This is a genomic window from Moraxella sp. TY6, assembly GCF_048551375.1.
Classification (GTDB): domain Bacteria; phylum Pseudomonadota; class Gammaproteobacteria; order Pseudomonadales; family Moraxellaceae; genus Faucicola.
In genome coordinates this window covers 113,847-140,021 of record NZ_JBLYZJ010000004.1, presented here as the reverse complement: position 1 = coordinate 140,021, position 26,175 = coordinate 113,847, and the positions used below count along the sequence as shown (strand labels likewise).

Below are 26,175 nucleotides of genomic sequence, written 5' to 3'. Positions count from 1 at the left end.
TACCAGAAGTGATGAACACCGAGCGTTTAGATCAATGCCTTACCGTGGTGAATGATGCTCTCGAAGACGTAAAAGCCAAAAATATCACCGTACTTGATGTGGCAGAGTTGACAGACGTGATGGAACGTATCGTGATTGCGGAAGGTACGTCCAATCGCCACCTTAAAGCCCTAGCCGACCATGTGGCTGTCAAAGCCAAAGCCTCAGGTTTTATGCCGATTGGCGTAGAAGGTCAAGGCACAAGCGACTGGACGCTGATTGATTTGGGTTCGGTCGTGGTACATGTAATGATGCCACAAGCTCGCCAGTTTTATGACCTTGAAGGGCTATGGCAAGCCGAAGCACAGCGACAAAGTGCGTAGTCATCTCCTCAATAAAATTGAGGTTGTTGGCGGTTGGTCATTGTTAAGACTCCTGTGTTGGGATTATCTTAACAATGTTTGTTGTGAAAATTGGGCAAATTTTATGGAAAATTGATGGAAAAATTTGCCCTTATTGATGGTTAATCGTGACTGGAGGTCAGCCAATCTTGTTTACGCAGACTTTGTTTGGTTTGACGGCGTTGGCGTTTGCGGGCTTGGTCAAGGTCGTCTTTGTCGTGTAGTCCGCCTTTTTGTAGTAGTGGATTTAACGCCAAATAATTGCGTGATTTGATTGGGGTGTTGGATTGGCTGACAATCGGATTTTTCTCAAGTTGCTCGCCAAGTTTTATTAACTGTTTTTGGTTTTTTGGTTTCATATTTTACCCCTTAATACACATGACTTGTTTAAGCGTATGCACCACTTCCACTAGGTCAGACTGATTCGCCATCACCGCATCAATATCCTTATACGCCTGTGGAATCTCATCCATCACGCCCTTATCCTTACGACATTCTACCCCAGCCGTCTGTGCCTTCAAATCATCAATATCAAAATAACGAATCGCCTTACCACGGCTCATCCGCCGACCTGCCCCATGCGAACACGAACACAACGACTCACTATTACCACGCCCTTTGACGATATACGACTTTGCCCCCATCGACCCTGGGATAATGCCAAACTCGCCCTCATAAGCCGAAATCGCCCCTTTGCGAGTGACATACACATCTTCGCCATAGTGATGTTCTTGACTGACATAATTGTGATGACAATTAATTGCCTCTTTGGTCACAGTAAAATGCGGTAACTCACGTTGTAGCACATTGATAATCAGTCGCATCATCTCACGGCGATTTTCAAGGGCGTAATCCTGCCCCCATTGCACCGCCTCAAGGTAATCATCAAAGCTGTTTGACCCCACCGCAAAATACGCCAAATCACGGTCAGGCACATGACCGAATCGGCTTTGCTGTTCCTTTTTGGCAAGGGTAATAAAATACTCGCCAATACAGTTGCCAATGCCACGACTGCCCGAATGGAGCATCACCCACACGTCATCATTTTCATCTACGCATAGCTCGATAAAATGATTACCACCGCCCAACGTACCAAGCTGTTTCGCCCAAGTACGGTCAAAGTTGCGGAGCATTTTGAGCAAGCCTTTATGCTTATCGGTAATGCGTTTTAGGCGTTTTGCCAATGGGTCAAGCGTGGTCATTTTCACCGTGATTGACTGGTGCTGATTAAAGCCAACTGGGACTTTCGCCTCGATTGCCGAGCGGATTTTGGCAAGGCTATCGGGCAGTTGGTGAGCCTTTAGCGACAGTCGCACCGCATTCATGCCACAGCCGATATCCACACCCACCGCTGATGGAATAATCGCATCTTTGGTCGGAATCACGCTCCCCACAGTCGCCCCTTTGCCGACATGAACATCAGGCATCACCGCAATATGGGAATGGATAAAGGTTAATTGCGATAGTGTACGCAACTGGCGAATTGCCTCATCTTCAATGTCATTAGTAAAGATTTTGACAGGCACGCCTTTTCCTGCTTTTGCATTTTTATTTAATGTTAATTGAACACTCATATATTTTTCTCTTTTAAGGTTTGTGTGTAATGTAAGGTGCGTTCCACGCACCATTTGGGGAAAATCTCTTATTAAATACCGAAAAGACACTGGATTCCTGCATTCGCAGGATGAGAGCCGTTAAAGTAAAACACTGTTTTGCAGGCTCGCAAGACGAGGGCTATGTCCGAAGTAACGAATTTTTAATTACTCGTCACCCCTGCGTAGGCAGGGGTCTAGCGTCTTTCCAAAGAAATGCAAGCTTAAAATTTGCGTAAGTCCTACAACCAAATTCACTCCATTACATACAAAGTATTTTTATTAAAAAATGTTTACTTTTATTAAATTTTAACCAAATAAATCCCTGCCAAAAAACGGTTAATTTTTTCGGAAAAATTTGGCTAAAATTCGTTATTTTGATTAGAAAATTTAAACAATAACAAGCCGTCCAATCTTTAACAAGACTGGATAAAATGACTGACTGTGAATGCGTTTTAAAATGGAAAAATGGTATGCAGGAATTTTAGACAACAAAAAACCCAAAACAGTTTCCATTATCATCGCCAAACAGACGACCGCACACACGCAAAAGCTGATTCGCTTTCAGTCATGGCTTGGTTAATGGATTTGCTTTGGGTTTTCGCTGACAATCAATGATAGTTTCATTATTCTACCTTCTAAATCGCTAATGTTTAAACCGCTTGGTAGTGTGGTTTAGCAAAGCGTTACCCACGAAAGATAGTTTAAAAATTGAGCTTTAAAAGTAGTTTAATGGTGGGTTACGCCATAAAAGATTGGCTAACCCACCCTACGAATTTATCAAAAATTGTATTAGTTGTGACGGCAAGCAGACACATTAACCATATTGTTTAAGTTGTGAGTTAGTACGGACATAATGTATCTCCTTGTTTCCCTGCTAATTAGCATTGTGGGATTTGTGGTTTTGGCGATGGTACTAAACATCGTGATTCCAAAACAGGTTGATGGGATTTTAATTGGGTTCAATTTGCTAAATTTTTATTATTTATTAAAACTTAGTAATTGATGTGCGTAATATAATCCTTTATTTTGGGTTTTGCAAGTATTTTTTCGATTTTTAAGATAACTTTTGTTTTTTATTTTTGATAATTTTACATGGTTATTGAATTATAGTGAATTAAATTAAGAATAATATCTTGAGATTTTGGGCGTATTCAATACGCCCCTACAAAAAAATATCTTATTTCTAGTTTAAAAGACTATACAAAAATTTTAAGCATAAAAAAGGTGGGTTACGCTTTCGCTAACCCACCCTACTGATTTATATCAGTTTATACCACAGCTGGTATCAAGCTTAACCGAAAATTAAGCAGGAATACGAAGCATTTGACCTGGATAGATTTTATTTGGGTCAGATAGCAATGGTTTGTTAGCTTCAAAGATTTTGTTGTATTGGTTGGCATCACCATACATCTCTTTAGCAATGTGCGACAATGTATCGCCTGATTTTACGGTGTACATACGTGATTCTGGCTCTGGTGCATCAACGGTGATGTTGTCTTCTACTTGAGCTACGTGCTGTACGTTACCTGCTGCCAAGATTGCTTTTTCACGGTCAGCTTGGGTCGGTGCAGAACCATTGATAGTTACGGTATCTGTATCGCCATTGTAGTTAACGCTTAGGTTGTTGATAGTAGCGTTTTGTTGGATGCGAGCCAATAGCAAGTTAGCGATTTCTTGAGCTGATGGTTCAGCAGGGGCAGTTGGTGCTGGGGTAGAAGCAGGTGCTTCTTCGGTTTTGTTGCGGTGAAAGATTTTATCGCCGATGTCTTTTGCAAAGCTAAATAGTCCCATTTTTTATTCCTTAATCATTAATTATCGCTGATAAGCGAGTGTTTATATCACTTTTATGGTCAATATTCACGCTAAAACACACCGTCAATCTTGACCCCTCAAAACCTAAAACAGATGATTTAGAGCCATTGCTTTAGTTAGTATTAGATTAACAAAAAGCCTTGTGAGTTGGCATTGATATTTGGTTAAAGATTGTTACCAACTGCAAGGCGATTTTACTACTCTATTGCTAAAAAGCTAAGGTACGATTGAGAAGAAAATAAAGGTGGCAAGCATCACCAAATGAATCACCCCGTGCAAAAATGTCGTTCTGCCTGTACTTAACGTATTCATGGTAATCAGCAAGGTAATGACTAACATAACACTTTCTTTGGCAGACAATCCAAACACCACAGGCGTACCTGTTGCCACTGCCATCATAGCAATCACAGGAATGGTCAATGAGATAGAGGCTAATGCCGAGCCAAGTCCAAGGTTTAGGCTATTTTGGAGTTGGTCATTATACGCTGCTTTCACAGCCGCAATTGACTCAGGTAATAACACCAAGCCAGCAATAATAATACCTAATACAATTTTTGGTAATCCCATAGCGATTAAGGCAGACTCAATTGCAGGCGACAGCATTTTGGCAAGACCGACTACCACGATAAGACTCACGAACAATAATCCAACACTGGTAGTTGTGGTTAATGCATTATCAATATGATGCTCATCATCTTCACCATCCGCAATAAAATAATCACGATGTCGAATGGTTTGGGTAAAGATAAATGCTACATACAAAATCAAGCAACTCACTGCCACAAAGATAAGCTGTGAATTAATCATCCCACCCCCTGCCATTGAGGTGGTGAAATTTGGTAACGTGAAAACCAATAGAGCAATAGCAAATAACACGCTAATCGCAGCTTTGCTACCATGAAGACTGTAACGCTGGACGTAGTTTTTCATACCCCCAATCAGCAAACAAATACCAATAATCCCATTACAAATCAACATCACTGCTGCAAATACCGTATCACGGGCTAACACAGCCGCATCTGCTGGGGGGCTACTACTCATCAAAGCGACAATCAACGCTACTTCAATCACAGTGACTGCCAATGCCAGTACCAATGTACCAAAGGGCTCACCAACTTTATGGGCAATCACCTCTGCATGATGCACTGCGGAAAAAACAGCACCCATCAAAAAAACGCCTGTAAATGTATTGCTTAAGATACCCGATGGATGCCATAGCAAATGCCCTGCCAATAACACCATTGACAATAAAGGGACTAACACAGTCCATAAGGGTAAATTAATTTTAAATCTTCTTTTTAACCAAACTGCTTTTCCCATCGCCCCTCCTACTAATCTGCCATTATAAGTGAAAAATTCTTAAGTTTAAAAATAAAAAATCTCTAATTTATATATAAATTGGTATTATATTATCAATTTTCAAATGTTTGTAGAAAATATTTTTCTTATTTTTGTAATTTATGCCAAAAAGCAATTGGTAGTAAACATATAAAACCAATCAACATACTGATACCAAAATGCCCCACATAACCCAAATAATGTGCCATATAACCACTGGCAAAATGTGCCGAACCGCCCAACACCGTGAGCAAACACACCTGCACGGTAAAGTCACTGCCTGCCTGCTCATGGCGTGCGTAGTGCATGATGGTGGTAAGCATGGCAATCAATGCCAATGAAGCACAAAAATGCTCCAACGCATTGATGGCATATAACCATGCAAAATTGCTCAATAGATGGTGGTAAAACCCATACGCCACCAAGCCATATAGCCCAGTGGTAATGGCTTGGCAAAAGTTAAATAATAGCAACGCTCGAAAACGGCTTAACCGCTTCATCAATACCGTTGCCACGCCTGCCCCCAATAGCGAAGCCCCAGACCCCAAAATAGTCGCCCAAAAACCAATTTGCTGTAAATTCACACCGATATCCACCATCATCGGCTTGACCATACCGCTCGAAATACCGTCAGCGACTTTAAACACTAACAGCACCATAAGCCATGCTTGCATTTCTCGGTTTGACCAAAAATAGCTGTAATGGTGGTTGATATAATTTTTAACCGTTTGAAAATTAACGGAAATCTTTTCGGTAGTATTTGGTAATCTTGGTAAAACGGTTTGCGATTTTGCCAATGTTGGCTCTTTTAACTTTGGTTCTTTAAAAAGTAAAATTGGTATGGTATTTAACACAACTAGCCCTGCCATCGCCAAAAAACTGGTTTGCCAACCAAGTTTATCCAAAAACATCAACAGCACCCCACCGCCAATAATCAAGCCCATCCGATAACCGATGACTTGGATGGCATTGCCTTGGCTTTGGCGGTGTTGATGATTGATAGTTTGTGTAGCTGATGAGGAAGATGAGGGTTGCGTGGTTAAAGTCGGTTCAATAGCGTGTGCGACTTCGTGGGTGAGTGGTTCTTTGGGGTCAAGTGGGGCTTTTAGCAGGCGAGTTGCCAAGCCATCGGTAGCGACATCATGGGTCGCCCCAATCAGACTTAGGCAAAATAATAAACTGTATAAAGTCACAACGGCATGAAATTCGCTGAGATTGTGTGGCTCAAAAAACGCCACCGCCACCAATACCGCAATGGACAACATCTGCATTGGCAAAATCCAACTGCGAGAACGCCCCACCCTATCTGAGTACAACCCATCAACGAAGGTCGCCCACAGGAACTTTAGCCCCCACGGTATCAAAATCAGACCAGACCAACCAATCGCTACCAACGACACTTGATATTGTCGCAAAATCGCAGGCAAAGCTTGAGTGATAAACCCTGCGGGCAAGCCTTGAGCGAAGTATAGGGTTAATAGTAAACCGAGGGTTTTATAATGGGAAATGCTATCTTTAGCTAATTCATTGCTCATCTTTTGCCCATGATATCCCAATTAGGACTTATTCAAAAGACACTGGGTTCCTGCATTCGCAGGAATGACGACAAATTTTAATACCTCGTCACCCCTGCGTAGGCAGGGGTCTAGCGTCTTAATTCAGCTAGTTGAATGCAAAATTGCATAAATCTTACTATTTTATTTAACGGTTAAATCAAAACTCCAATCAACATATTTTGCCAATTCATCATTATCAAAGCGATTATCCAATATTAAGGTAAACCAATGCTCTTTATTCATGTGATAGGCAGGGAGGATTTTGCCCTCTTGTTTGAGCAAATCAATGATATGCGGTTGGCATTTTAGGTTGACAAATTCCACCAGTGTTGGCTCGGATAGCCCTAGTTTATCAGCTTGGATTTCCCCTGCTAAGGCAAACCATTTTTGCTGGCGATTTTGATGGCGAAATACCGCAAAACTGGGGCTTTTTTGCCATAAATACTGTGGCGCAACCCCATATTGATTGGCGATATAAGCCTCTAAAAACTGTCTTTGCATTCGCAGTCCCTAGTTAAAAACCACCGTTTTATTACCAGTGACAATCACTCGATTTTGCAAATGCCACGTCACGGCACGGGTTAGCACGCTACGCTCGACATCTTGCCCAATCGCTCGCAACTCTGGCACGTGTTGACGATGGGTGACACGATGTACGTCCTGCTCGATAATTGGACCTTGGTCGAGGTCAGCCGTGACATAGTGAGCGGTCGCCCCAATTAGCTTCACGCCTTTTTCGTAGGCTTGGCGGTATGGGTCTGCCCCAACAAAAGCAGGCAAGAATGAATGATGAATATTGATGATTTTCATGTGCCATGCCGTGGTAAATTCTGGTGATAAAATCTGCATATAGCGAGCCAATACTAGCAAATCACAGTCTTTTACCAGTGCTTGAATCTCAGCTTCAGCCTCGACTTTGTTGTTCTTGGTCACACTGACTTGATGGAACGGTACGCCAAAGTTTTCGACCGATTGGCGTAAATCATTGTGATTACTCACCACGCAAGTGATGTCGCAGTCAAGCTGACCTTGTTGCCAACGCCATAGTAAATCAAGCAACGCATGGTCGTATTTTGATACCAAAATAGCGACTTTTTTACGCTTACTATTGTCAAATAATTGCCACTCCATGTCGTAGCGTTTTGCCACGGTATGCTCAAAACTGGCGGTGAGATTGTCGATGATGGTAGCTAGGTCGTTGATGGCAAATTCAAGACGCATAAAGTATTGACCGCCCTCTGGCTCAGTGGAATACTGGTCGAGGGTGACGATATTCGCCCCATACCGATAGATAAATTCGGATACGGCTTGGACAATGCCTGCTCGGTCTTGGCATTTGATAAGTAGTGTAGCGTTGGATAATTGAGTCATATTTGGTTCTTATTGATAAAAATTTGAGGCGGTTATTGTAGCGATTTTTACTTTAACAAAGAAGTGTTAAAATTTAAACCTAATTGATTTTGAGTAGAAATAGTGTTATCAGTAAATTAAAATTAAAGGGAAAGTTTCTTTCAAAGTTAAAGCAATCTAAAATTCAATACGTTTTTATTGTTAGGATTTTCATGGATTTGAGTATAAACAGGTTTTAATATTTCCATAAAACCAATCTCGCCAATCGGTTGGTTCTGCTCAAGCATAGCTAATGACGATTTCGTTGTTCGTTGTGTTTTTAAATACTCTAGCGGTGAAACCATCTAATTCTGGGTGAGTCTGTCGCATTGAGCCTGACCCACTTTGGTCATATTTGCCTATAACTGTCCAGCCGTCAGGGACTGGTGTCCAGTTTGAATTGGTGAAGTCGGGGTTGTTAAAATCCCCATCAAAACCTTTTCTTACGTCCCAATAGACGTTATCTGCTAGAATGGCATAAATTGCTTTTTGTTCATTTGATAAATTCATATTAAAATTCCTTAAAATACTGGTCGAACTACTGATTGAGGGTTAGTTTTTTGAATAGTTAATTTATCAGACCAAGATAATTTATTTATACTCATGGTTAAACTATCCCAATCATTTACTTTTTCAGGAGATAAAATGTTATGCTGAATATTTTTCGGCAAATCATTTAAGCTTGCATTCAACTCAAAGTTACCAAGATTATTAATAACTGCTAGCGATCCTACAGCATTCAGTTTTATATAACTATCCTTGATGCAAGGACTTTTGCATTGCGGTGTAAAGCCACCTACATACCATTTGTTATTTACTTTATCAATTAAAGAAATATTTTTAGTAAATTCTAGTGACTTTCTCCCCACATTCGGAAAGCCCGTATCCCAACTAATCTCTACCTCCTTTGCTCCCCAGCCTTTCTCATAGCCTTGAAACCAATTCGATATTTCACGACCATTACTACGCTCATAATGCCGTTTGATATGCACCCATATCATACTGCCATCATGTAGCTTGACCTCCTCATCGTACTCAATCACCTTTGTCTGTGGCTGAAACACAGAACAAGACCCCAATAGTGGTATCATCGCCACTATCGGTATAATCTGCTTGAACAAACTTCTTATCATACAAACTCCTTTTTTATGATACTGATAAAATAAAACCTTACATTAAACAACTATGTAAATTGGCTAATGTAAGGTTTTAAGCGACTTTTGATAGGATATCCTGCTAGAGTAGCTAAATCTCTACCCTCGCTTGATAGCGGATTTCAATAAATGCTAATTGCATCAATCGAAGGATTTTTTGTTGAGAGTTCTCCATCATTTCACATTCCCAAAATCCGCCTCAGTCAATCGCCAGCGTCCTTTTTTCTTACTACGACCGCCACCACTATTTTGCACTAGCCCAGCTTGCCCACCCAACAACTTATTTAATGTCAAACTATGATACGCATGACAAATCGCACAAGCCAAGCCATCCGCCGCATCCGCTTGGGGATGAAATTGCAAACTCAATAACCGTATGACCATCGCTTGAACTTGCTCTTTGTCCGCCGCCCCATAGCCACACACCGCTTGCTTAATCTGCCGTGCGGTATATTCCGCCACCGAGATATCTTTGGCGACCAATGCCGAAATTGCCGACCCCCTCGCCTGCCCTAGCTTTAAGGCGGTATCTGGATTACTTGCCAAAAATACCTGTTCGATACTTGCCATCATCGGCTCATCGGTGTATTTTTGATAATGCTCGACAATATTACTAATGCCTGTAAAAATCCGCTTAAGTCGCTCGGGCATGGTTTCGCCTTGGCTATAGGCATGAATCGTCCCAGCATCCAAAAACTCAAGCTTATCACCCGTATGGCGGATAATGCCGTAGCCTGTCAGCCGAGAACCAGGGTCAATCCCAATAAAAATACTCATAAGCCCCTGTTCCAATTTAACAATGCCAATTTCAAAATAAGTAGCTGGACAAATTTAAACGATAAAAACCGTTCGTGGTGAGCTTGTCGAACCATAACGGTTTTCCTACCCTTCGACAAGCTCAGGGTGAACGGAAAACCATTGATAATTTTGTCGCTTTACTTACCAATAAAAAGGTCAAAAATCCTGCAATTATACCATATCCAAAAAATTACGAAAATTCATGCAAAAATAATTTGATACTTCCCAACATTAACCCCATTATATAAAGTATATTTTCAGAAATTTTATTGAGGAAATCGTCCGTCATGGGAAATATTGTTGGTATTGCCATTGTTTGGCTCATCATCGAAATGTTAGTTTGGTACTTAATCGCCCAATTCGTCAGCGGTTGGTGGGTATTTGGCTGGTTTATCTTGGCTGGCATTATTGGCATGACCTTGATAAAAAAAGGCATCGCCACCCTCAAACCAATGGCAGGTCAAGCCCAAATGGCAATGATGAACCCTGCCATGCGCCCCAACGAAAACAAAGTCGTCAAGGCGGTGGGCTTTAGTATCGCAGGTATCTTGCTGGTATTACCCGGAATTTTGAGCGATATTGTCGCCCTGCTTGTGCTATTGCCAGCGGTACAAACTAAATTCAAAAACTTCGCCACTGACTATGCCAAAAAGAACCCAGAAAAAATCATGCAAATGGTCGCCAGTAAAATGGGCGGTATCGACCCTTCACAAATGGGTGGCATGGCAGGGATGGGCGGTTTAGGTGGACTGGGTGGCATGATGGGTGGTATGGGAAATATGGGTGGCAATCAAAACCCATTTGGCACAAACAACCCATTTGGTAATATGGGTGGGCAAAATCCGTTTGGTAATGCCAATCCCAACCCAATGGCAAAACGTAAATTTGGTGGTACAACGGTGGACGGACAAGCCAAAACCGTCAATCCGAATGTCAAAAAAATCAAATCAGCAAATGATGATTAAGCCAAACAAAATTTTTTTCTAAAAAATATTGTGCTATGATTTATTAAACTTTACACTGTAATCATTTGCTAAATCGATACGCCTTGTCTTATTTTAGGTGTATCAGTTTTAAATTCATTGATAGTAATTTAACATAGCAACAAGATAGGTAGGGGCGTTTGCATATGCCCTTTAACAAGGGTCTTGTTTCTAAATTAAACACGTTGGTTAACAACAAGGAGCGATTGAATGACCAATAAAGTATATAACGATGCCCATTCTGCCCTAGCGGATGTGGTAAAGGATGGACAAACCCTTGCAGTCGGTGGTTTTGGCTTATGTGGGATTCCAGAAGCCCTTATCGAAGCCTTGCGTGACAGCGGTGTCAAAGACTTGACTTGTATCAGCAATAACGCTGGCGTGGATGATTTTGGTCTAGGCTTATTATTACAAACTCGCCAAATCAAAAAAATGATTGCCTCGTATGTGGGTGAAAATAAAGAATTTGAACGCCAATATCTGTCTGGTGAGCTAGAAGTAGAGCTTACCCCTCAAGGCACATTGGCAGAAAAATTGCGTGCTGGTGGTGCTGGGATTCCTGCCTTTTTTACCGCAACTGGTGTGGGTACACAAATCGCAGAAGGCAAAGAAGAACGTGAATTTGATGGACGCAAATACATTCTTGAGCCGTCATTGACTGCTGATGTCGCCTTGGTAAAAGCCCAAAAAGCCGACAAAGCAGGCAATTTGGTATTTAACAAAACCGCTCGCAACTTTAATCCAGATGTCGCTACTGCAGGTAAAATCACCATTGTGGAAGTGGAAGAATTGGTGGAAGTCGGTCAAATTGACCCAGACCAAATCCATTTACCGGGCATTTATGTGCATCGCATCGTGGTAAATGCCAACCCACAAAAACGCATCGAAAAAGTAACCACCAAAGAAAATCAAGGATAAGGATAGCATCATGGCATGGACTCGTGAACAAATGGCTCAAAAAGCCTCACAAGAATTACAAGATGGTTTTTATGTCAATCTTGGCATTGGTTTACCAACATTGGTTGCCAACTATATCCCTGAAGGCGTCAATGTATGGCTTCAATCCGAAAATGGCTTGCTAGGGATTGGTGAATTTCCAACCGCTGACAAAGTTGACCCAGACCTTATCAATGCAGGAAAACAAACCGTAACCACCACCACTGGGGCAAGCTTTTTCTCAAGCTCACAATCATTTGCCATGATTCGTGGTGGCAAAGTGAATTTAGCGATTTTGGGGGCGATGGAAGTCTCTGAAAAAGGTGACCTTGCCAACTGGATGATTCCCGGAAAAATGGTCAAAGGCATGGGTGGTGCGATGGACTTGGTCGCAGGTGTACAGCGTGTGATTGTATTGATGGAACACACCAACAAACATGGCGACCCAAAAGTATTGGCTGAATGTAGCTTACCTTTGACAGGGCAAAAAGTAGTCAATCGTATCATCAGTGAACTTGCGATTATGGACGTAACCGAAAATGGTCTAAAACTGGTCGAACTTGCCGATGGCGTGACCTTTGAAGAATTACAAGCCAAAACGCCTGTGACCATTCAACGTTAAGATTGTTTGATATAACAATTACTTTGGTTTGCATGAATTTGGTAAAAATTCACGTCATAGGGTGGATTAGCCTGTATAATTCACCCTAACGAATATTACCATAATCCGTATTGCCCATGATGTCAGACCAAACCCCTTCACCTCGCCAATCCGTCCATCATTTTTTGGAAACCCCTTTGCCGATGGCTAATTGGGTCACGGATTTGGACAATCCGCTGATAGAACGCCGATACAAGGATGACCAGCCTTTATCCACCCATCACAAAAGCAATGCCGTAAATACCTTTGCACCTGTGGCATATTGGCAAAGTTACGACATACCAAACTTTGACCATCTCAGTATGGCAGAAGATGAGCCAACGCCTGTTAATCTGATGGTTGAAAATACGACTGTTAATAATCAACTAACATCTGATATCAACTTAGCGACTGACTTAACGACTGATAGTGCAAACGCCAATCCTTTACATACGAATAACTTAAACCCTAATAGCTCAAATTCGGCAAATCCATCAAGCCCCAAAGCCACCAACAAACAACGCAACCAAAAACTCAATACCAAATCCTTATCCAGTCGCCAAGCGATTGCCGAAGCCAAACGCCAACAAAAACAACTTGCCCAACAGCAAGCCGAACAACAAGCCCAACTGGCAAAAGAAGCCGAAGCCAAGCGTCAAGCCGAAATTGCCGAAGCCCTTGCCAATCCTCGGATTCACGAAAGTCTACTCAATCAGCGTCATTCCATGGTCGAAACAGGGCGTATTCAGCAAGATACCTTTAGCGAACTTGAGCATGACTTGTTAACGATTGATGTTACAAATATGCTCCAACCGTTACCGCCAAAAGCCCTTGCGACTTATGAAAAAGCAGTCGGACTGTTAAATGAACTCAAAAATGCACAAATTGACAGTGCCGATATTAGCAATTATCAAAAAGCCTATGCTGTCGTGCAAAAGATTGCTGAACATCAATCAAGCGATGCCATGTTACGTCAAGCCTTATACTTATTACGTGGTAATGCGATTTTGGATATTGCTCAATCGCCACAACAAGCCATTGAACTGGTCAAAAATGCAACCAAGTTTCAAGATAATCGAGCCGAAAAACTACTCAGCAAGCTATATTTTAGTGGGGAAATCGTAGGCATGGACAGCGAACAAGCCAAGTTTTGGCTAGCCCAGTCTGCCTCACACGGACACGCCGAAGCCCAACGATTACAACAATCGTTTGCGTTGGTCAATGAACTCAAAGACACTCGCTTGGATGAGGATAATTATTTACAAAAATTGGCAATTGGGGTAGGTGTTTTGGTGGTTTTTGCGTTGATTATTATTTTTGCGGTGAAAATTTAGGGTAATAAAAAATGCAAGTACCGAAACAAAATTATAGTGAATTAAATCAAAAATCAGACTGTAAAATTTTGGGCGTATGCAATACGCCCCTACAGTTTTGCCAACTTGATTGACAATAATTTAATCCTGCTCATCACTCACTGATTCGCTTTCCAAGTCATCATGTTCTACATCATCGCCATCTTCTGCTAACACGGCTTTTGCCAACATAGGATAACTATTTAAAATGTAGCAAAACAATTCAGCAGTCTTTTGGGTATCATACAGGGCAGAATGGGCTTCACTGCCATCAAAGGCTATCCCTGCATATTGACACGCTCTTGCCAATACGGTTTGACCAAATGCCAATGCCGATAAACTCACGGTATCTAGCACTGAGAATTGGTGAAATTGGCTTTGGTTTTTGGTATGGGTGCGTTCGATGACGGCATTTAAAAAACTCAAATCAAACCCTGCATTATGCCCCACCAAAATACACTTGGTACAACCTGCTTGCTGACGCACAGTTTTTAGGTGTTTAAAAATCCGCTTCATGGCGGTTTTTTCGTCTTCGGCAATGGCTTTTCGCATGGGGCTACTGGGATTAATGCCTGTAAATTGCAACGCCCTCGCCTCAAGGTTTGCCCCCTCGAATGGCTCGATATGAGCGTTTACGGCTTCCCCTGCATAAAATTTACCTGTTTCATCCATCAAAATCGGAATACAGGCAATTTCAAGCAAGGCATCGGTTTTGGCATTAAAGCCTGCGGTTTCGACATCCACCACCACGGGCAGATAATTGCGAAAACGTTGGGCAATGCTGGTTATTTCTGTCAATTCAGTCATCATTTGCTCTTATCAATATGACACATTTTTTACCACTATCAAACTGGACGTATTCAATACGCCCCTACCGCTTGTCAAATTAGCTTTGGCATTACACCACAAACCCAAACGGCATGACTTTCCAGTCAATCATTTGCCCTGCTTGCAATGGGGTAATGGTTTTATCACCCAAATAACCATAGCTATCAGGTACTTGCCAAGGGTCACGCACCAAGGTGACTTTATCGCTATTCACAGGTAAGCCATAAAACTTCGCCCCATGCAGACTGGCAAAGCCCTCAAGTTTATCCAGTTTACCTACACTATCAAAGGCTTGGGCATATAAGGCTAAAGCGATTGGGGCAGAATAACACCCTGCACAGCCACAGGCATTTTCTTTGGTATGGGTGGCGTGAGGGGCGGAGTCCGTCCCTAAGAAAAACTTAGGATTACCACTGGTCGCCACATCCAATAGCACTTGCTGATGGCTTTGGCGTTTTAGCACTGGCAGGCAATAAAAGTGCGGTTTAATCCCACCCACCAACATATGATTACGGTTAAATAATAAATGTTGTGGTGTGATGGTCGCACCGACATTTTTGCCCTGAGAAAGCACAAAGTCAGCCGCGTCACTGGTGGTGATATGTTCAAACACGACTTTTAGCTTAGGAAATTTACCAATTAGGCTGACCATGACATCATCAATAAACTTTTTTTCACGGTCAAAAATATCAATATGATTGTGCGTCACTTCGCCATGCACCAATAATGGCAAGCCTAGGCTTTCCATTTTGACAAACACATCCACACAATTATTGATATTGACCACGCCATCAGCAGAATTGGTGGTTGCCCCTGCTGGGTACAGCTTCACGCCTTTGACAATACCGCTATCATAAGCTTGTTGGATATCGTCTGGGGTGGTGGATTCGGTGAGATACAAGGTCATCAATGGTTCAAATTGCTGACTAATACTGTCCTTGGGTACACTTGCCACAATCCGCTCACGGTACGCCATCGCATCAGCTAAGTTTTTGACAGGGGGGACAAGATTCGGCATCACCATACCACGGCGAAACTGGCTAGAGGCATGGGGGACGGTGGTTGTCAGAGCCTCGCCATCACGCAAATGAATATGCCAGTCATCGGGGGCAGTGATGGTCAATGTGTGAATGGATGATGGGGCTTGGCTCATAAGTTCCTCGCAATTTTCTTATCAATGGCTTTACATAAATTAAAACCGAACTATACACCATAAGGTCGTTCGTGGTGAGCCTGTCGAACCTGAGAAGCACTGCTTCGCAAGACGAGCCTAGCGAAGTGGAAGACCGTAACCCTTCGACAAGCTCATGGCAAAAGGTTTGTAAATTTCGGATTAATTCAATGCGGATAAATCGTCATAAAACTTGTGCATGATACCAGTTTTGCGAATAAAACAACATGAAAAAAATGCTCAATCCTCGTGATTTTACACAATAAACGACATTTGGTGTCGTATTATTCGGTTTTAGGGCTTATACAAAACATGCTCTGCTAAAGTCTATCTTATTTTTTAGGGCTATCATTGGTTGAGCTATGGTCTTTATCACTGGTTTTATTGGTCTGTTTATGGCTAGGTTTATCCGTTTTTTTGGTGGGGCTTGTGGCTTTGTTTTTGACAGGGTTATCAGTGGGTTTAGGGGCTTTTTTAGCCGTGGTTTTATCATCCGCTTTTTTTAGCTGAACCTCTTTTGCCTTAACATCTTTTGCCTTAACATCTTTTACCTTAACCTCTTTCGGTTTTTTGGCATCCTCTGTTTTGGCAGTTTTTACCAAAGGCTTGGTGGTAGTGGTAGGCTTTGAAACAGGTTTTGACGCAGATTTTTCAGCAACTTTTTCAACGGTTTTTTGCTTAGGTTTTGATGAAGGCATAGCAGATACAGAAGCGGTGGCTTGATGCTTTGCGGTGCTAGCAGTTGGCTCAATGACTGAGGCAGTAGAAGCCACTCGAACAATCGCAACATCTTGATAAATCGGTGATTGAGTGGCGTCATTAGCAGTTTGTGTTGGGGTTTTTGTGGGGCTATTATTTTTGACCAATAACCCAATACCGCCTAACACAATGGTAGAAAGCAAAATTGCCGTGGCTATCCAATAACGCTGTAAAATATCTATCCAAGTATGCGATGGCTTGGCAACGGGTTGAAAAATATCCTGCGTCATCATCGACTTTGTCTGAGGTGTGGCAGGTGTAGGTTTGCTAGATTTCGCTAGTTGACGCAACTGACGAGGTACAATCGCCATAGGCTGACTAGCAACAAATGCCTGTAATGCTTGACTAAAGGCTTGTAATAACGCTCGTTGTTTGGTTTCGTCATACCCTGTAAATAATGGCAGGATTTGCTGTTTTGCCCAATCTTGCCGTTGTGCCACCAAAGCACGCAATCCCATAGGTGACTGATAGCCCAATGCAGTCGCAATCGCTTGATGCTCCATGTCCGCCAATAACGGTGGTTGAAGCCCAAGCCATGCCGACAAAGCTGGCACAGTAGGCAATGGTAGTTGGGGAAGCGACTGATATAATTTGTGCAACGCCAACACGCTCAAAGTCGTGCCCCATTGCGTGACTGCGACCAGTTGAGCCAAATCTAACGAAGTTTTCGCCATCAGCACGCCCATCAAGGCATAAAACCTTGAGGTATCGTCAAACACCCCTTGCATAATCTCATTCACATAGGGCTGTAGCTGGTGTATCACTTTTAAGTCCAACCCTTGACTCATCGCTAATAATTCGGTTGGTATCGGTGCGAATAACTCGTCAAAAAATAGTGGATAATTGGCAGATGAATGCGAATATTCATCACTTTTTGGGTTTTGAATAGTCAACAATAACTGATAAGTCACCCCCCTTGCTACTAAAGGTAACACCTGCTGTACGGCTGTGATAGGCAAGTGACAATTATCTGCAATTAGCGGTAACGTTGGTTGTAAGGTTTGCTGTAAAAACTCAACGCTATTTAGACGCTGAGTCAGCAAAAGTGGCTCATCGGAAAAATATGAAGAATAAGTCATAACGGATAATTTTACTAAAGTATTAACGGTTTATATGAATTAGGTAATTGATAATGTGTAATATTTGTAACAATCCACGATATGCCAATCATTTTAACACCCTTTCAGTCGTTATTTTTACTTTTTGTTAAAATTGGGTATATAAAAGGTTGTAAGTTGTTTGCAAAATAGGTAAAGTTAGCATAGCAAAATAGTCTAAGTTTTGAGTTTTTTCTACAATTACAGTTTATAACATCAATAGATTTTAGTTTAGCGAGTTGTTGTTTCTCAATTTTGTTGGTTGCAACATCTGTTTTAAATATCTATCACATAGGAAGATAGCTATGGCAATTTCTACATTGTTTGCAAAACCATTTCAATTATCAGCATTGGCATTAGCCGTCACATTGGCTGGCTGTGGCGGTGGTGGTAATGATACTTTAGCACCGCCTATTAATGGTGGGAATGGTGAAAGTGGCAACTCAACAACAACTGCTTCCTCAAAACTTAATATCACTGCCGTTAGTCTAAAAGATCCTACTGGTAATAATACCACTACTATTGATAGTACAGGTGCAAATGCGTCTGTTAAAGTAACAGATGGCGAAGGTAAACCTGTAAGTGGTACGATTGTGACATTTAATGCAACAGGTGGTGTCAGCTTTGGCACAACAAATGGTTCAGTCCTTACAGATGCCAATGGTTTAGCAACGATTTCTGTTAAACCCACAAATGGGACGGATACAGGGGCTTACTCATTATCTGCTACAACTACTTATAATGAGGTAACTGCTACCTCACCGAACTATAACTTTTCATTACAAGCCCTAAATCTGACATTATCAGATATCACATTAGCAACGAGTCAGTTAGAAGTAGGTGGTTCTACCAACGTTACCCTTATTACCAAAGATGCAAATGGTACAGTCCAACCAAATATTCCAATCACTTTTACTGCCTCATGTGGTACATTTACCAATACTTCTGCAACTTCTAATACTTCAGGGGAAGTATCAACTACCTATAAAGCCATTGATGCCAATGGCAATTTATGTACAGGTGGTTCAGCAAAAATCACTGCTTCTACGACCACAGGCACGACTAAATCTGCAACTGTAACCATTGCTTCAATACAAGCAAGTTCAGTCGTATATACATCAACGGGTGAAGTTAAACTGGGTGCAAGCAATAGTGGTTCATCCTCCTCTGGACAAATTGAATTTACGGTATATGCCAATGGCAAACCTGCTGCCAACCAAGAAGTTATTGTTAGTCGAGTGTATGCACCAAACGACTTTAGCTTCATTTCTTTGGGTAACAATCAACCCAAAACCTTAAAGAGTGACTCTGAAGGTAAAATCAGCGTAACCTTATATCCCGGTGCATTACCTGGACCTGTAGAATTAAAAGCAACATTAGTCGCTGATGCCAATGTCACAGCTTTATCTAAGGATGTGTCTGTTGCTACAGGTCGTGCTACTCAAAATGGCATGAGTGTATCACTAGGCAAAAACACCCTTGCGATTGGCGTAGATGGTGATTCTACCAGTGTCAAAGTGATGTTGGTTGACCGTGTTGGTAATGCTGTTCCTGATGGTACTGTCGTAAGCTTCGTATCAGAAGGTGGTAAAATTACACCAAATTGCTCAACAAAAAATGGTGAATGTGAAGTAACCTTTACCACCCAAAACCCACGAAGTGATGGTAGACTATCAGTGGTTGCGTATGTAGAAGGTGATAAATCCTACATTGATAGTAATGGCAATAACAAATTTGATATTGGCGAGCCATTACAAAATAATATTGGTAGTTTTTATCGTGATGATAATGAAAATGGGCAACATGATTTTGGTGAATATGTTTATATTCGTCCAATCACTGGCTCACCAATGGCTTGCTCTACATCAAATTATGCTCAACCTAATTTGATTACACAAATATTAAGTACCAATCCACTACAAACCGTTACCCATCAATGCGATAATCAATTAGCTGCAATATTACGTTATGAATTTGTATTGGGTCTTGCGGGCAATGTTCCTGTATTTGTACCGCCATTTACAACACTAACCCCTAATACTATCAAAGATACGCCTATAGAATACGAGTTCAAAATGTATGGCAATGGCAGTAAGACTGTTTCAATGCCAGCTGGAACAACGATTAGTGTATCTACCAAAGATAACACCAACTTTACACCAACCGCAACCCTCGTAGACATTAAAGAGACACAAAAAAACACTACAACAGGTGAGTCAACTGAGGTTGTAGTAGCGAAAAGATTAGATATAGCCAATGCTGAACCAAATAGTGTTGTCAAGGTAAATGTCGGAGGAACAATAAAATCAATCGCTGTAAACTCAAATGGAGTAGCTTCTGAAACAGTTGATAAATCAGTAGCTTCTGTTACGCTTGTTGATACTAACCTTGCATGTACCGCAGAATTTACTAGTGGTAACTTAACCGTTCCGGCACTAGTAGATTTAAGCAATGGTAGAGTTTCGGATAATGATGTTTCCTACATCCTTAGTTATAAAAACTGCCAACCTAAAGATGAAATCCGTATAACAACCAATGCTCCTGCTCCTGCTGCAAATACCGTGACTAAAATCGTTTATGTCAAATAATCTTAACCAAAAAATAAAAACCCCTTACGCAATGTAAGGGGTTTTTATTTGGCTTAAAATTTTATTTAGCAAGCTGAGCTTTAGACATCTCCGTCAACATCCGCCCCCTTGCTGTCCTTACAATAAACCCTTGCTGTATCAAATACGGCTCAATCACATCTTCAAGCGTACCACGGTCTTCCGCCAAGGCAGCCGCTATCGACTCGACCCCTGCAGGTCCACCATCAAACCGCTCTGCCAATACCTCAAGATATCGCCTATCCAAATTATCCAGCCCTCGTCTATCCACCGCCAACATATCCAACGCACTGTGAGCAATCTCAGCCGTCACCGTGCCATCGCCCTTGACTTGGGCATAATCACGCACACGCCGAAGCAAGCGATTGGCAATTCGTGGCGTACCACGAGAACGCCTTGCCACCTCCACTGCACCCTCTTGGGTCATGGGGACATTCAGTAACCTTGCCGAACGAACGACAATAGTCGTCAAATCCTCAACGCTATAAAACTCAAGGCGTTGCACAATGCCAAAACGGTCACGCAAAGGGGAGGTCAACAGTCCAGCACGAGTGGTTGCTGCGACTAATGTAAAAGGTGGTAAATCCAACTTAATCGAACGTGCCGCAGGGCCTTCACCTATCATAATATCAAGCTGAAAATCTTCCATCGCAGGGTATAAAATTTCCTCAATCATAGGGCTAAGTCGATGAATTTCATCAATAAATAGCACATCCCCTGCTTCAAGGTTGGTGAGCATGGCTGCCAAATCCCCTGCCCGTTCTAGCACAGGGCCTGAAGTCGAGCGAAGATTACCGCCCATCTCTCGAGCGATAATATTGGCGAGCGTGGTCTTGCCCAAACCGGGTGGCCCGAAAATCAAGGTATGGTCAAGGGCTTCTTGGCGAGTGCGAGCCGCATGGATAAACACCTGCATTTGCTCTTTGACCACAGGCTGTCCGATATATTCACTGAGCAGACTGGGACGAATTTTATTATCGCTATGGTCTTCTGGTCGACCAACAGGGCTGATAAGGCGTTGCTCACCGATAGAGCTGGCTTGACTATGATTAAGCGGTTGAGATTTTGAAAAAGTAGGTATCATAATTTTATCAATATTATCCGTCATAGGCATTACGCAAGCATCATACAAACGTTCGCCCTGAGCCTGTCGAAGGAAACGTTAAGCTTGCTGATATACTACATTATTTATAGTTAAGGCAACACTCGGTGTAGGGTCATATCGCATTTTTTACCCTCACCATCGGCACACCATTGCATGGTATTGCCTGTTTGTTTGACATACGCTACCAAAATATCGCCTGCTTGGTCGATTTTTTTACCAGAACAGTCTTCGGCATTGTTATCGTATTTGGTCTGAATTGCCAAAGCAGGCAAGCCCTCACTGACCACACTATACAGGTATTTACCATAGGTCAATTCTTCACCACTTGACCCCAAAAATAGTTGGTCACGCCCAAAGTTATAGCGTTCTTGACAGCCTGCTTTCGCCTCGGCTAAATCCAACTGCCATTGTCCTGCAATCGGTGGCAAGGTATAGGTCGAAATTTTGGCGACTTGTTCGGGTTCGGCATTCGCACCGCCTAGCCCCTCGGTCATCGCCAACATGGATAAAATACTGGCAAAGCTCACACTCATAAAATCCATGATGTATCCTTATTATTGATTTTAAAGTTATTGGTTTAAACAAGATTGTGTTACAACTAGGGCTAGTTTAGCATATCTTGTCGTTCAAAGTTTTGTAAAAATATTGCATAGATTGTTTTGTCAAAACAACTATCATGCCATTTTATCCAAGCCATTTTTTAGCAAAATATGGCAAAAAATCCTTGTCAAAAATACCAAAACACCGCATAATAGCCTTTCATTTCAGGAGAGTATTAGCCGTTTTAACACCCTTAAAACCGACTAATCACCGAAGGCGTAAAAACCCTATAATCGCTCAGGTAACAGGACTGGAATCGACATTTGATACCACTATCAAATAACAAATCTGGAGAGCGTGTTTTTTATTATAGCCATTTAATATAGCAATAAATAGATTTTGTAGGGGCGTATTGCATACACCCTTTGATAAAAATTTTATTGTTAATTAAATTACCTATAAAAAACACCACCGAAGGGGAAAAGGTTTATTTACTTTTATTTTAGTAAATTAACTGAAAATCTCAGGTAACAGGACAGATGGGGCAAATAAATCATCAGTATCGCACTGATTTTTTGTTGTGGCTATGTTGGTCGCAACGCTTTGCCTATCAAGGATTTGTTATGTCAACTACCCTACAACGCACCCCATTTTACCAATCTCATGTCGATAATAACGGCAAAATCGTGGATTTTTCAGGTTGGGAATTACCCATTCATTACGGCTCACAAATTGCCGAACACGAAGCCGTGCGTACTGACGCAGGGATGTTTGACGTATCGCACATGGTCGTCACTGACATCGAAGGCGTAGATGCCAAAGCATGGTTACAAAAACTCCTTGCCAATGACATCGCTAAAGCCAAATTTGTCGGTAAAGCCATCTATTCTGCCATGCTCAATGACAATGGTGGCGTGATTGACGACCTTATCGCCTACCGCATGAACGAAGCCGAAACCGAGTATCGTATCGTATCAAACGCTGCGACTCGTGATAAAGACTTAGCACAATTTAACAAAGTTGCCAAAGATTTTAACTTCACTGTCACCATCACCGAACGCCCAGAACTTGCCATGCTTGCCGTACAAGGCCCGAAAGCCATTGAAAAACTCGCCAAAGCCAAACCAACGTGGGCGGATAGCTTATCGGCGTTAAAACCGTTTGTTGGTAAAGATTTGACCGAGATTGAAGGTCAAGATTGGTTTGTTGCCAAAACTGGCTATACAGGCGAAGATGGCGTGGAAGTGATATTACCTGCCGATAGTGCTTCAGCATTTTTTGATTTGTTAAAAAATAACGGTATCGTGCCAACGGGTCTTGGGGCAAGGGATACGCTACGCCTAGAAGCAGGTATGAACTTATACGGTCACGAAATGGACGAAACCATCAATCCGTATGAGTGCGGTATGGCGTGGACATTGGCGGTGAAAGATGAGCGTGACTTCGTTGGTCGTCAAGCGATGCAAGATAAACAAGCCACAGCCGTTGCCGATGGTAGCGATGTCATGCAAGTGGGCTTGGTGTTAGAAACTCGAGGCGTACTGCGTGATGGCATGACAGTAACCTTGGCGAATGGCAAAACAGGCGTGATTACTAGCGGGACATTTAGCCCAAGCTTGAAACAATCGATTGCTATTGCTCGCATTCCAAAAACCGAAGATACCACTGCTAATGTTGATTTGCGTGGTACAGCAACGCCTGTGCGTATCATTGCATTGCCATTTGTACGAAATGGTCAAAAACAATTTGACTAAAATTGAATGTTGTTACTATTAAACCTGTTTCCAAATTATAAAATATCATTAAAATTTGTTGTTTAACCCCTCCCCAGCCCTCCCCTTAACAGGGGAGGGAGCAGTTCTCCCCCTGCAAAGGGGGAGCTAGAGGGGGTATGGAAAGAGGTTTAGTGTTAAACGTATTTTGGCATGACTGGTTAGACAAATTTTTAACTAAACGATAATGTAATTGACGCTTTATCGGTGCTATCATGCCATTAACGCCAAAAAGCTGTTTTAACCATATATTAATTCTCATTAACGTGGGCGTTTTGCCAATGATTATCAAGGCAATGCGTTAATTACAACAACATCCATAAAAAGGTATTATTATGAAAACATTATTAGCCCTTGTGCCTGCATTTGCCGTATTAACTGCCTGTACTTCAGCTCCAATTGCCCAACCTACCCCTGCTCAAGTACAAGCCGTACAAGCCAATTCACAAGTTTATAAATGCGACAATGACACTCAAGTCAGTGCATTTTATGCCACACAATCACAAGACAACGTGGCAAATGTCAAAATCACCTCGCCAATGCTTGGCTTAAACCAAGTGGCAATGGTGCTAAAACAAGATGTCGCCGCCTCTGGCGAACGCTACACCTTGACTACCCCTGCAAAAACCACTTACGAGTGGCACGTTAAAGGTAACGAAGGCGTGTTGTCAGTCAGCACCCAAGGCAAAGAATACAACTTTGTCTGTAACTCACTATAATTTTGAGAGGAATTTCACATGAGCAATATCCCAGCCGAACTAAAATATGTCGCAAGCCACGAATGGTTACGCCAAGAAGCTGACGGCACAATCACCGTGGGTATTACCCACCATGCCCAAGATTTGTTGGGTGACATCGTATTCGTTGAGCTACCTGAAGTGGGCGAAACAGTGGAAGTGGATGCTGAAGTTGCCGTGGTAGAATCAGTTAAAGCCGCCTCTGACGTGTACGCACCGATTGAAGGCGAAATTGTCGAAATCAACGAAGCCTTGGTTGATGCCCCAGAAATCATCAACGAAGACCCATATGGCGAAGGTTGGTTCTTCAAAATCAAACCAACCAATGCGTCTGATTACGACAGCTTGATGGACGCTGACGAATATCAAGATTCTTTGTAATTGATATTTAGTTAATTTGATTTTAATAAGATAAGGGCGTATTGATTACGCCCTCATCTTTCAAACCGCATTAAATTTTAAAAAATTTATCGAGAAACACCATGCCGACCCTATCACCGATTGCCAACCCAAAACAAGTGAGTTTCCATGACGTTGTCACCAGTCGCCGTGCGGTACGGCGTTTTACCGATACCCCGATTCCTGATAACGTGCTAAACGCTTGCCTTGATATGGCGATGCTTGCACCGAGTTCGAGTAATTTACAGCCGTGGCAATTTTTTGTGATTGATTCCAAAGAAAAACGCCAAAAAGCCAATCAATATTGCATGAACCAAAACGCCTGTCGTACTGCCAATCGCTTGATTGTGGTAGTCGCTCGCACCGATACTTGGCAACAAAACGCCAAAGATAATATCAACCACTACCCTGTCAAACCTGTACCCAAAGCCGTCAAAGATTATTATGGCAAACTGATTCCTGTGACCATGACTCGTGGGGCGATGAATGTGTTTGCCCCTGCCAAATGGGCATTGACCCAAGCCGTGCGTCAAGTCAAAGGGGCGATGGTTGAGCCGATTTATAACGCCGAAGACCTTAAAAATTGGGCGTTAGTGAGTACGTCATTGGCGTGTCAAAACTTGATGCTCGCTTTTCGTGCGTATGGCTTTGATAGCTGTCCGATGGGTGGGTTTGACGAACCACAGATGAAGAAGCTATTGGGACTCAATGAGCATCAGCATATTTGTATGGTGATTGGGGCAGGTGAACGTGATGAGCGTGGCATTTATAGCGAACAATATCGCTTTGAACGTGAGCGTTTTATCAAAACGGTTTAAATTTATTGGCAAAATATGGGGAGATAGACGATATGACCACGTTAAATCTTAATCAAACCTTTAAAGATATTCAATCACTACCCTATTCGCAACAAAGCCAAGTTGCTAATTTTGTTAATTTTTTAAAAAGCGACTACCAAGATAACCCTATTGCCAAAAAGAAGCCAAAAAGTACAACAAATAAAGCATCATCTGCAAAAATTATTAATGACATTACGGCTAGTTTTGGCATTATTAAAGCAAAAAAAAGCGTCAGTTTGGAAGAAATGCAACTTGGACGTTTGATAAAAAGCTCAGTAAATCGAATGATGTGAACCTACTAACCAAAGAAAACCTGCTGTTATATATGCTTTAAAATTTTGTTCAACACACTTCTCACCTTTTTTGGCACTTGTCATTGATTAAGGAAA

The 26,175-nt window shown here is 42.1% G+C and carries 27 protein-coding genes and 2 riboswitches; of the genes, 12 read left to right on the top strand and 15 right to left on the bottom strand.

Annotated elements, in window-relative coordinates; all coding sequences use genetic code 11:
• Positions 1-11 precede the first annotated feature (11 nt).
• Positions 12-362 (top strand): ribosome silencing factor, encoded by a 351-nt coding sequence (rsfS, locus tag ACK1U4_RS04495; protein WP_419400410.1) that lies wholly within the window; start codon positions 12-14, stop codon positions 360-362.
• Between the two features lie 140 nt (positions 363-502).
• On the opposite strand, the gene ACK1U4_RS04490 is transcribed toward rsfS, so the two are convergent.
• Both ACK1U4_RS04490 and ACK1U4_RS04485 read right to left on the bottom strand, forming a co-directional pair.
• Complete coding sequence (locus tag ACK1U4_RS04490; protein ID WP_419400302.1) at positions 503-739, bottom strand: hypothetical protein; 237 nt, start codon at positions 737-739, stop codon at positions 503-505.
• A gap of 3 nt (positions 740-742) precedes the next feature.
• Positions 743-1,954, bottom strand: coding sequence for an RtcB family protein (locus ACK1U4_RS04485; protein WP_419400303.1), 1,212 nt, complete (start codon positions 1,952-1,954; stop codon positions 743-745).
• Between the two features lie 466 nt (positions 1,955-2,420).
• On the opposite strand from ACK1U4_RS04485, the gene ACK1U4_RS04480 reads away from it, so the two are divergent.
• Positions 2,421-2,555, top strand: coding sequence for a hypothetical protein (locus ACK1U4_RS04480; protein WP_419400304.1), 135 nt, complete (start codon positions 2,421-2,423; stop codon positions 2,553-2,555).
• 722 nt (positions 2,556-3,277) lie between these two features.
• Here ACK1U4_RS04480 and lysM read toward each other — a convergent pair.
• The 8 genes from lysM to ruvC form a co-directional block, all read right to left on the bottom strand.
• A complete protein-coding gene (gene lysM / locus ACK1U4_RS04475; protein WP_419400305.1) occupies positions 3,278-3,766 on the bottom strand; it encodes a peptidoglycan-binding protein LysM in 489 nt (162 codons plus the stop codon).
• A 237-nt stretch (positions 3,767-4,003) separates the two neighbouring features.
• Positions 4,004-5,107: a calcium:proton antiporter gene (locus ACK1U4_RS04470; RefSeq protein ID WP_419400306.1), complete on the bottom strand. Its 1,104-nt coding sequence runs from the start codon at positions 5,105-5,107 to the stop codon at positions 4,004-4,006.
• A 125-nt stretch (positions 5,108-5,232) separates the two neighbouring features.
• Positions 5,233-6,660, bottom strand: a complete 1,428-nt coding sequence (locus ACK1U4_RS04465; protein WP_419400307.1) for an MFS transporter — start codon at positions 6,658-6,660, stop codon at positions 5,233-5,235.
• A gap of 162 nt (positions 6,661-6,822) precedes the next feature.
• Positions 6,823-7,182, bottom strand: coding sequence for an MmcQ/YjbR family DNA-binding protein (locus ACK1U4_RS04460; protein WP_419400308.1), 360 nt, complete (start codon positions 7,180-7,182; stop codon positions 6,823-6,825).
• A 9-nt stretch (positions 7,183-7,191) separates the two neighbouring features.
• Positions 7,192-8,052 (bottom strand): formyltetrahydrofolate deformylase, encoded by an 861-nt coding sequence (purU, locus tag ACK1U4_RS04455; protein WP_419400309.1) that lies wholly within the window; start codon positions 8,050-8,052, stop codon positions 7,192-7,194.
• A gap of 258 nt (positions 8,053-8,310) precedes the next feature.
• Positions 8,311-8,580, bottom strand: coding sequence for a hypothetical protein (locus tag ACK1U4_RS04450; protein WP_419400310.1), 270 nt, complete (start codon positions 8,578-8,580; stop codon positions 8,311-8,313).
• Between the two features lie 11 nt (positions 8,581-8,591).
• Complete coding sequence (locus ACK1U4_RS04445) at positions 8,592-9,203, bottom strand: hypothetical protein (RefSeq protein WP_419400311.1); 612 nt, start codon at positions 9,201-9,203, stop codon at positions 8,592-8,594.
• Between the two features lie 195 nt (positions 9,204-9,398).
• The gene (ruvC, locus tag ACK1U4_RS04440; RefSeq protein WP_419400312.1) at positions 9,399-10,001 is read right to left on the bottom strand and encodes a crossover junction endodeoxyribonuclease RuvC; all 603 of its coding nucleotides are present in this window, start codon (positions 9,999-10,001) and stop codon (positions 9,399-9,401) included.
• Positions 10,002-10,309: 308 nt separating this feature from the next.
• On the opposite strand from ruvC, the gene ACK1U4_RS04435 reads away from it, so the two are divergent.
• The 4 genes from ACK1U4_RS04435 to ACK1U4_RS04420 all read left to right on the top strand — a co-directional run bounded on the left by ACK1U4_RS04435 (position 10,310) and on the right by ACK1U4_RS04420 (position 13,915).
• Complete coding sequence (locus ACK1U4_RS04435; protein WP_419400313.1) at positions 10,310-10,987, top strand: FxsA family protein; 678 nt, start codon at positions 10,310-10,312, stop codon at positions 10,985-10,987.
• A 228-nt stretch (positions 10,988-11,215) separates the two neighbouring features.
• A complete protein-coding gene (locus tag ACK1U4_RS04430; protein ID WP_419400314.1) occupies positions 11,216-11,923 on the top strand; it encodes a CoA transferase subunit A in 708 nt (235 codons plus the stop codon).
• Between the two features lie 10 nt (positions 11,924-11,933).
• A complete protein-coding gene (locus ACK1U4_RS04425) occupies positions 11,934-12,563 on the top strand; it encodes a 3-oxoacid CoA-transferase subunit B (protein WP_419400315.1) in 630 nt (209 codons plus the stop codon).
• Positions 12,564-12,679: 116 nt separating this feature from the next.
• Entirely contained in the window at positions 12,680-13,915 is a 1,236-nt protein-coding gene (locus ACK1U4_RS04420) for a tetratricopeptide repeat protein (RefSeq protein WP_419421663.1), read from the top strand.
• Positions 13,916-14,035: 120 nt separating this feature from the next.
• On the opposite strand, the gene rnt is transcribed toward ACK1U4_RS04420, so the two are convergent.
• The 3 genes from rnt to ACK1U4_RS04405 all read right to left on the bottom strand — a co-directional run bounded on the left by rnt (position 14,036) and on the right by ACK1U4_RS04405 (position 17,770).
• Positions 14,036-14,743 carry a ribonuclease T gene (gene rnt / locus ACK1U4_RS04415; protein WP_419421662.1) on the bottom strand — a complete coding sequence of 236 codons (708 nt, stop codon included), beginning with the start codon at positions 14,741-14,743 and terminating at the stop codon, positions 14,036-14,038.
• Between the two features lie 88 nt (positions 14,744-14,831).
• Complete coding sequence (gene pyrC / locus ACK1U4_RS04410) at positions 14,832-15,914, bottom strand: dihydroorotase (RefSeq protein ID WP_419400318.1); 1,083 nt, start codon at positions 15,912-15,914, stop codon at positions 14,832-14,834.
• A 350-nt stretch (positions 15,915-16,264) separates the two neighbouring features.
• Complete coding sequence (locus tag ACK1U4_RS04405) at positions 16,265-17,770, bottom strand: hypothetical protein (RefSeq protein WP_419400319.1); 1,506 nt, start codon at positions 17,768-17,770, stop codon at positions 16,265-16,267.
• 323 nt (positions 17,771-18,093) lie between these two features.
• On the opposite strand from ACK1U4_RS04405, the gene ACK1U4_RS04400 reads away from it, so the two are divergent.
• Positions 18,094-20,376, top strand: coding sequence for a hypothetical protein (locus tag ACK1U4_RS04400; protein WP_419400320.1), 2,283 nt, complete (start codon positions 18,094-18,096; stop codon positions 20,374-20,376).
• Between the two features lie 61 nt (positions 20,377-20,437).
• Here the strand turns inward: ACK1U4_RS04400 and ruvB are convergent, their stop codons facing one another.
• On the bottom strand, positions 20,438-21,478 hold the full coding sequence (gene ruvB / locus ACK1U4_RS04395) for a Holliday junction branch migration DNA helicase RuvB (RefSeq protein ID WP_419400321.1): 1,041 nt from the start codon (positions 21,476-21,478) through the stop codon (positions 20,438-20,440).
• A gap of 110 nt (positions 21,479-21,588) precedes the next feature.
• The gene (locus ACK1U4_RS04390) at positions 21,589-22,041 is read right to left on the bottom strand and encodes a hypothetical protein (protein WP_419400322.1); all 453 of its coding nucleotides are present in this window, start codon (positions 22,039-22,041) and stop codon (positions 21,589-21,591) included.
• Between the two features lie 213 nt (positions 22,042-22,254).
• Positions 22,255-22,362: riboswitch (glycine riboswitch) on the top strand.
• Between the two features lie 15 nt (positions 22,363-22,377).
• Positions 22,378-22,588: riboswitch (glycine riboswitch) on the top strand.
• A 74-nt stretch (positions 22,589-22,662) separates the two neighbouring features.
• Between ACK1U4_RS04390 and gcvT the strand changes: the two genes are divergently transcribed.
• From gcvT to ACK1U4_RS04365, 5 genes are all read left to right on the top strand, one after another.
• Positions 22,663-23,793 carry a glycine cleavage system aminomethyltransferase GcvT gene (gene gcvT / locus ACK1U4_RS04385; RefSeq protein ID WP_419400323.1) on the top strand — a complete coding sequence of 377 codons (1,131 nt, stop codon included), beginning with the start codon at positions 22,663-22,665 and terminating at the stop codon, positions 23,791-23,793.
• A gap of 353 nt (positions 23,794-24,146) precedes the next feature.
• Positions 24,147-24,530 carry an MliC family protein gene (locus tag ACK1U4_RS04380; RefSeq protein ID WP_419400324.1) on the top strand — a complete coding sequence of 128 codons (384 nt, stop codon included), beginning with the start codon at positions 24,147-24,149 and terminating at the stop codon, positions 24,528-24,530.
• Positions 24,531-24,548: 18 nt separating this feature from the next.
• On the top strand, positions 24,549-24,929 hold the full coding sequence (gene gcvH, locus ACK1U4_RS04375) for a glycine cleavage system protein GcvH (protein ID WP_419400325.1): 381 nt from the start codon (positions 24,549-24,551) through the stop codon (positions 24,927-24,929).
• A 101-nt stretch (positions 24,930-25,030) separates the two neighbouring features.
• The gene (locus ACK1U4_RS04370) at positions 25,031-25,765 is read left to right on the top strand and encodes a nitroreductase family protein (protein WP_419400326.1); all 735 of its coding nucleotides are present in this window, start codon (positions 25,031-25,033) and stop codon (positions 25,763-25,765) included.
• Positions 25,766-25,797: 32 nt separating this feature from the next.
• Positions 25,798-26,079: a hypothetical protein gene (locus ACK1U4_RS04365; protein ID WP_419400327.1), complete on the top strand. Its 282-nt coding sequence runs from the start codon at positions 25,798-25,800 to the stop codon at positions 26,077-26,079.
• Positions 26,080-26,175: the final 96 nt, after the last annotated feature.

Coding starts and splice junctions, on each gene's coding strand:
- ACK1U4_RS04435 (WP_419400313.1), top strand. CDS start 10,310: ATGGGAAATATTGTTGGTATTGCCATTGTTTGGCTCATCATCGAAATG.
- ACK1U4_RS04490 (WP_419400302.1), bottom strand. CDS start 739: ATGAAACCAAAAAACCAAAAACAGTTAATAAAACTTGGCGAGCAACTT.
- ACK1U4_RS04370 (WP_419400326.1), top strand. CDS start 25,031: ATGCCGACCCTATCACCGATTGCCAACCCAAAACAAGTGAGTTTCCAT.
- ACK1U4_RS04425 (WP_419400315.1), top strand. CDS start 11,934: ATGGCATGGACTCGTGAACAAATGGCTCAAAAAGCCTCACAAGAATTA.
- gcvH (WP_419400325.1), top strand. CDS start 24,549: ATGAGCAATATCCCAGCCGAACTAAAATATGTCGCAAGCCACGAATGG.
- rsfS (WP_419400410.1), top strand. CDS start 12: ATGAACACCGAGCGTTTAGATCAATGCCTTACCGTGGTGAATGATGCT.
- ACK1U4_RS04390 (WP_419400322.1), bottom strand. CDS start 22,041: ATGGATTTTATGAGTGTGAGCTTTGCCAGTATTTTATCCATGTTGGCG.
- ACK1U4_RS04450 (WP_419400310.1), bottom strand. CDS start 8,580: ATGAATTTATCAAATGAACAAAAAGCAATTTATGCCATTCTAGCAGAT.
- ACK1U4_RS04400 (WP_419400320.1), top strand. CDS start 18,094: ATGGCAATTTCTACATTGTTTGCAAAACCATTTCAATTATCAGCATTG.
- ACK1U4_RS04460 (WP_419400308.1), bottom strand. CDS start 7,182: ATGCAAAGACAGTTTTTAGAGGCTTATATCGCCAATCAATATGGGGTT.
- pyrC (WP_419400318.1), bottom strand. CDS start 15,914: ATGAGCCAAGCCCCATCATCCATTCACACATTGACCATCACTGCCCCC.
- ACK1U4_RS04465 (WP_419400307.1), bottom strand. CDS start 6,660: ATGAGCAATGAATTAGCTAAAGATAGCATTTCCCATTATAAAACCCTC.
- ACK1U4_RS04485 (WP_419400303.1), bottom strand. CDS start 1,954: ATGAGTGTTCAATTAACATTAAATAAAAATGCAAAAGCAGGAAAAGGC.
- purU (WP_419400309.1), bottom strand. CDS start 8,052: ATGACTCAATTATCCAACGCTACACTACTTATCAAATGCCAAGACCGA.
- ACK1U4_RS04430 (WP_419400314.1), top strand. CDS start 11,216: ATGACCAATAAAGTATATAACGATGCCCATTCTGCCCTAGCGGATGTG.
- ACK1U4_RS04470 (WP_419400306.1), bottom strand. CDS start 5,107: ATGGGAAAAGCAGTTTGGTTAAAAAGAAGATTTAAAATTAATTTACCC.
- ACK1U4_RS04405 (WP_419400319.1), bottom strand. CDS start 17,770: ATGACTTATTCTTCATATTTTTCCGATGAGCCACTTTTGCTGACTCAG.
- ruvB (WP_419400321.1), bottom strand. CDS start 21,478: ATGATACCTACTTTTTCAAAATCTCAACCGCTTAATCATAGTCAAGCC.
- rnt (WP_419421662.1), bottom strand. CDS start 14,743: ATGATGACTGAATTGACAGAAATAACCAGCATTGCCCAACGTTTTCGC.
- ruvC (WP_419400312.1), bottom strand. CDS start 10,001: ATGAGTATTTTTATTGGGATTGACCCTGGTTCTCGGCTGACAGGCTAC.
- lysM (WP_419400305.1), bottom strand. CDS start 3,766: ATGGGACTATTTAGCTTTGCAAAAGACATCGGCGATAAAATCTTTCAC.
- ACK1U4_RS04445 (WP_419400311.1), bottom strand. CDS start 9,203: ATGATAAGAAGTTTGTTCAAGCAGATTATACCGATAGTGGCGATGATA.
- gcvT (WP_419400323.1), top strand. CDS start 22,663: ATGTCAACTACCCTACAACGCACCCCATTTTACCAATCTCATGTCGAT.
- ACK1U4_RS04380 (WP_419400324.1), top strand. CDS start 24,147: ATGAAAACATTATTAGCCCTTGTGCCTGCATTTGCCGTATTAACTGCC.
- ACK1U4_RS04480 (WP_419400304.1), top strand. CDS start 2,421: ATGCGTTTTAAAATGGAAAAATGGTATGCAGGAATTTTAGACAACAAA.
- ACK1U4_RS04420 (WP_419421663.1), top strand. CDS start 12,680: ATGATGTCAGACCAAACCCCTTCACCTCGCCAATCCGTCCATCATTTT.
- ACK1U4_RS04365 (WP_419400327.1), top strand. CDS start 25,798: ATGACCACGTTAAATCTTAATCAAACCTTTAAAGATATTCAATCACTA.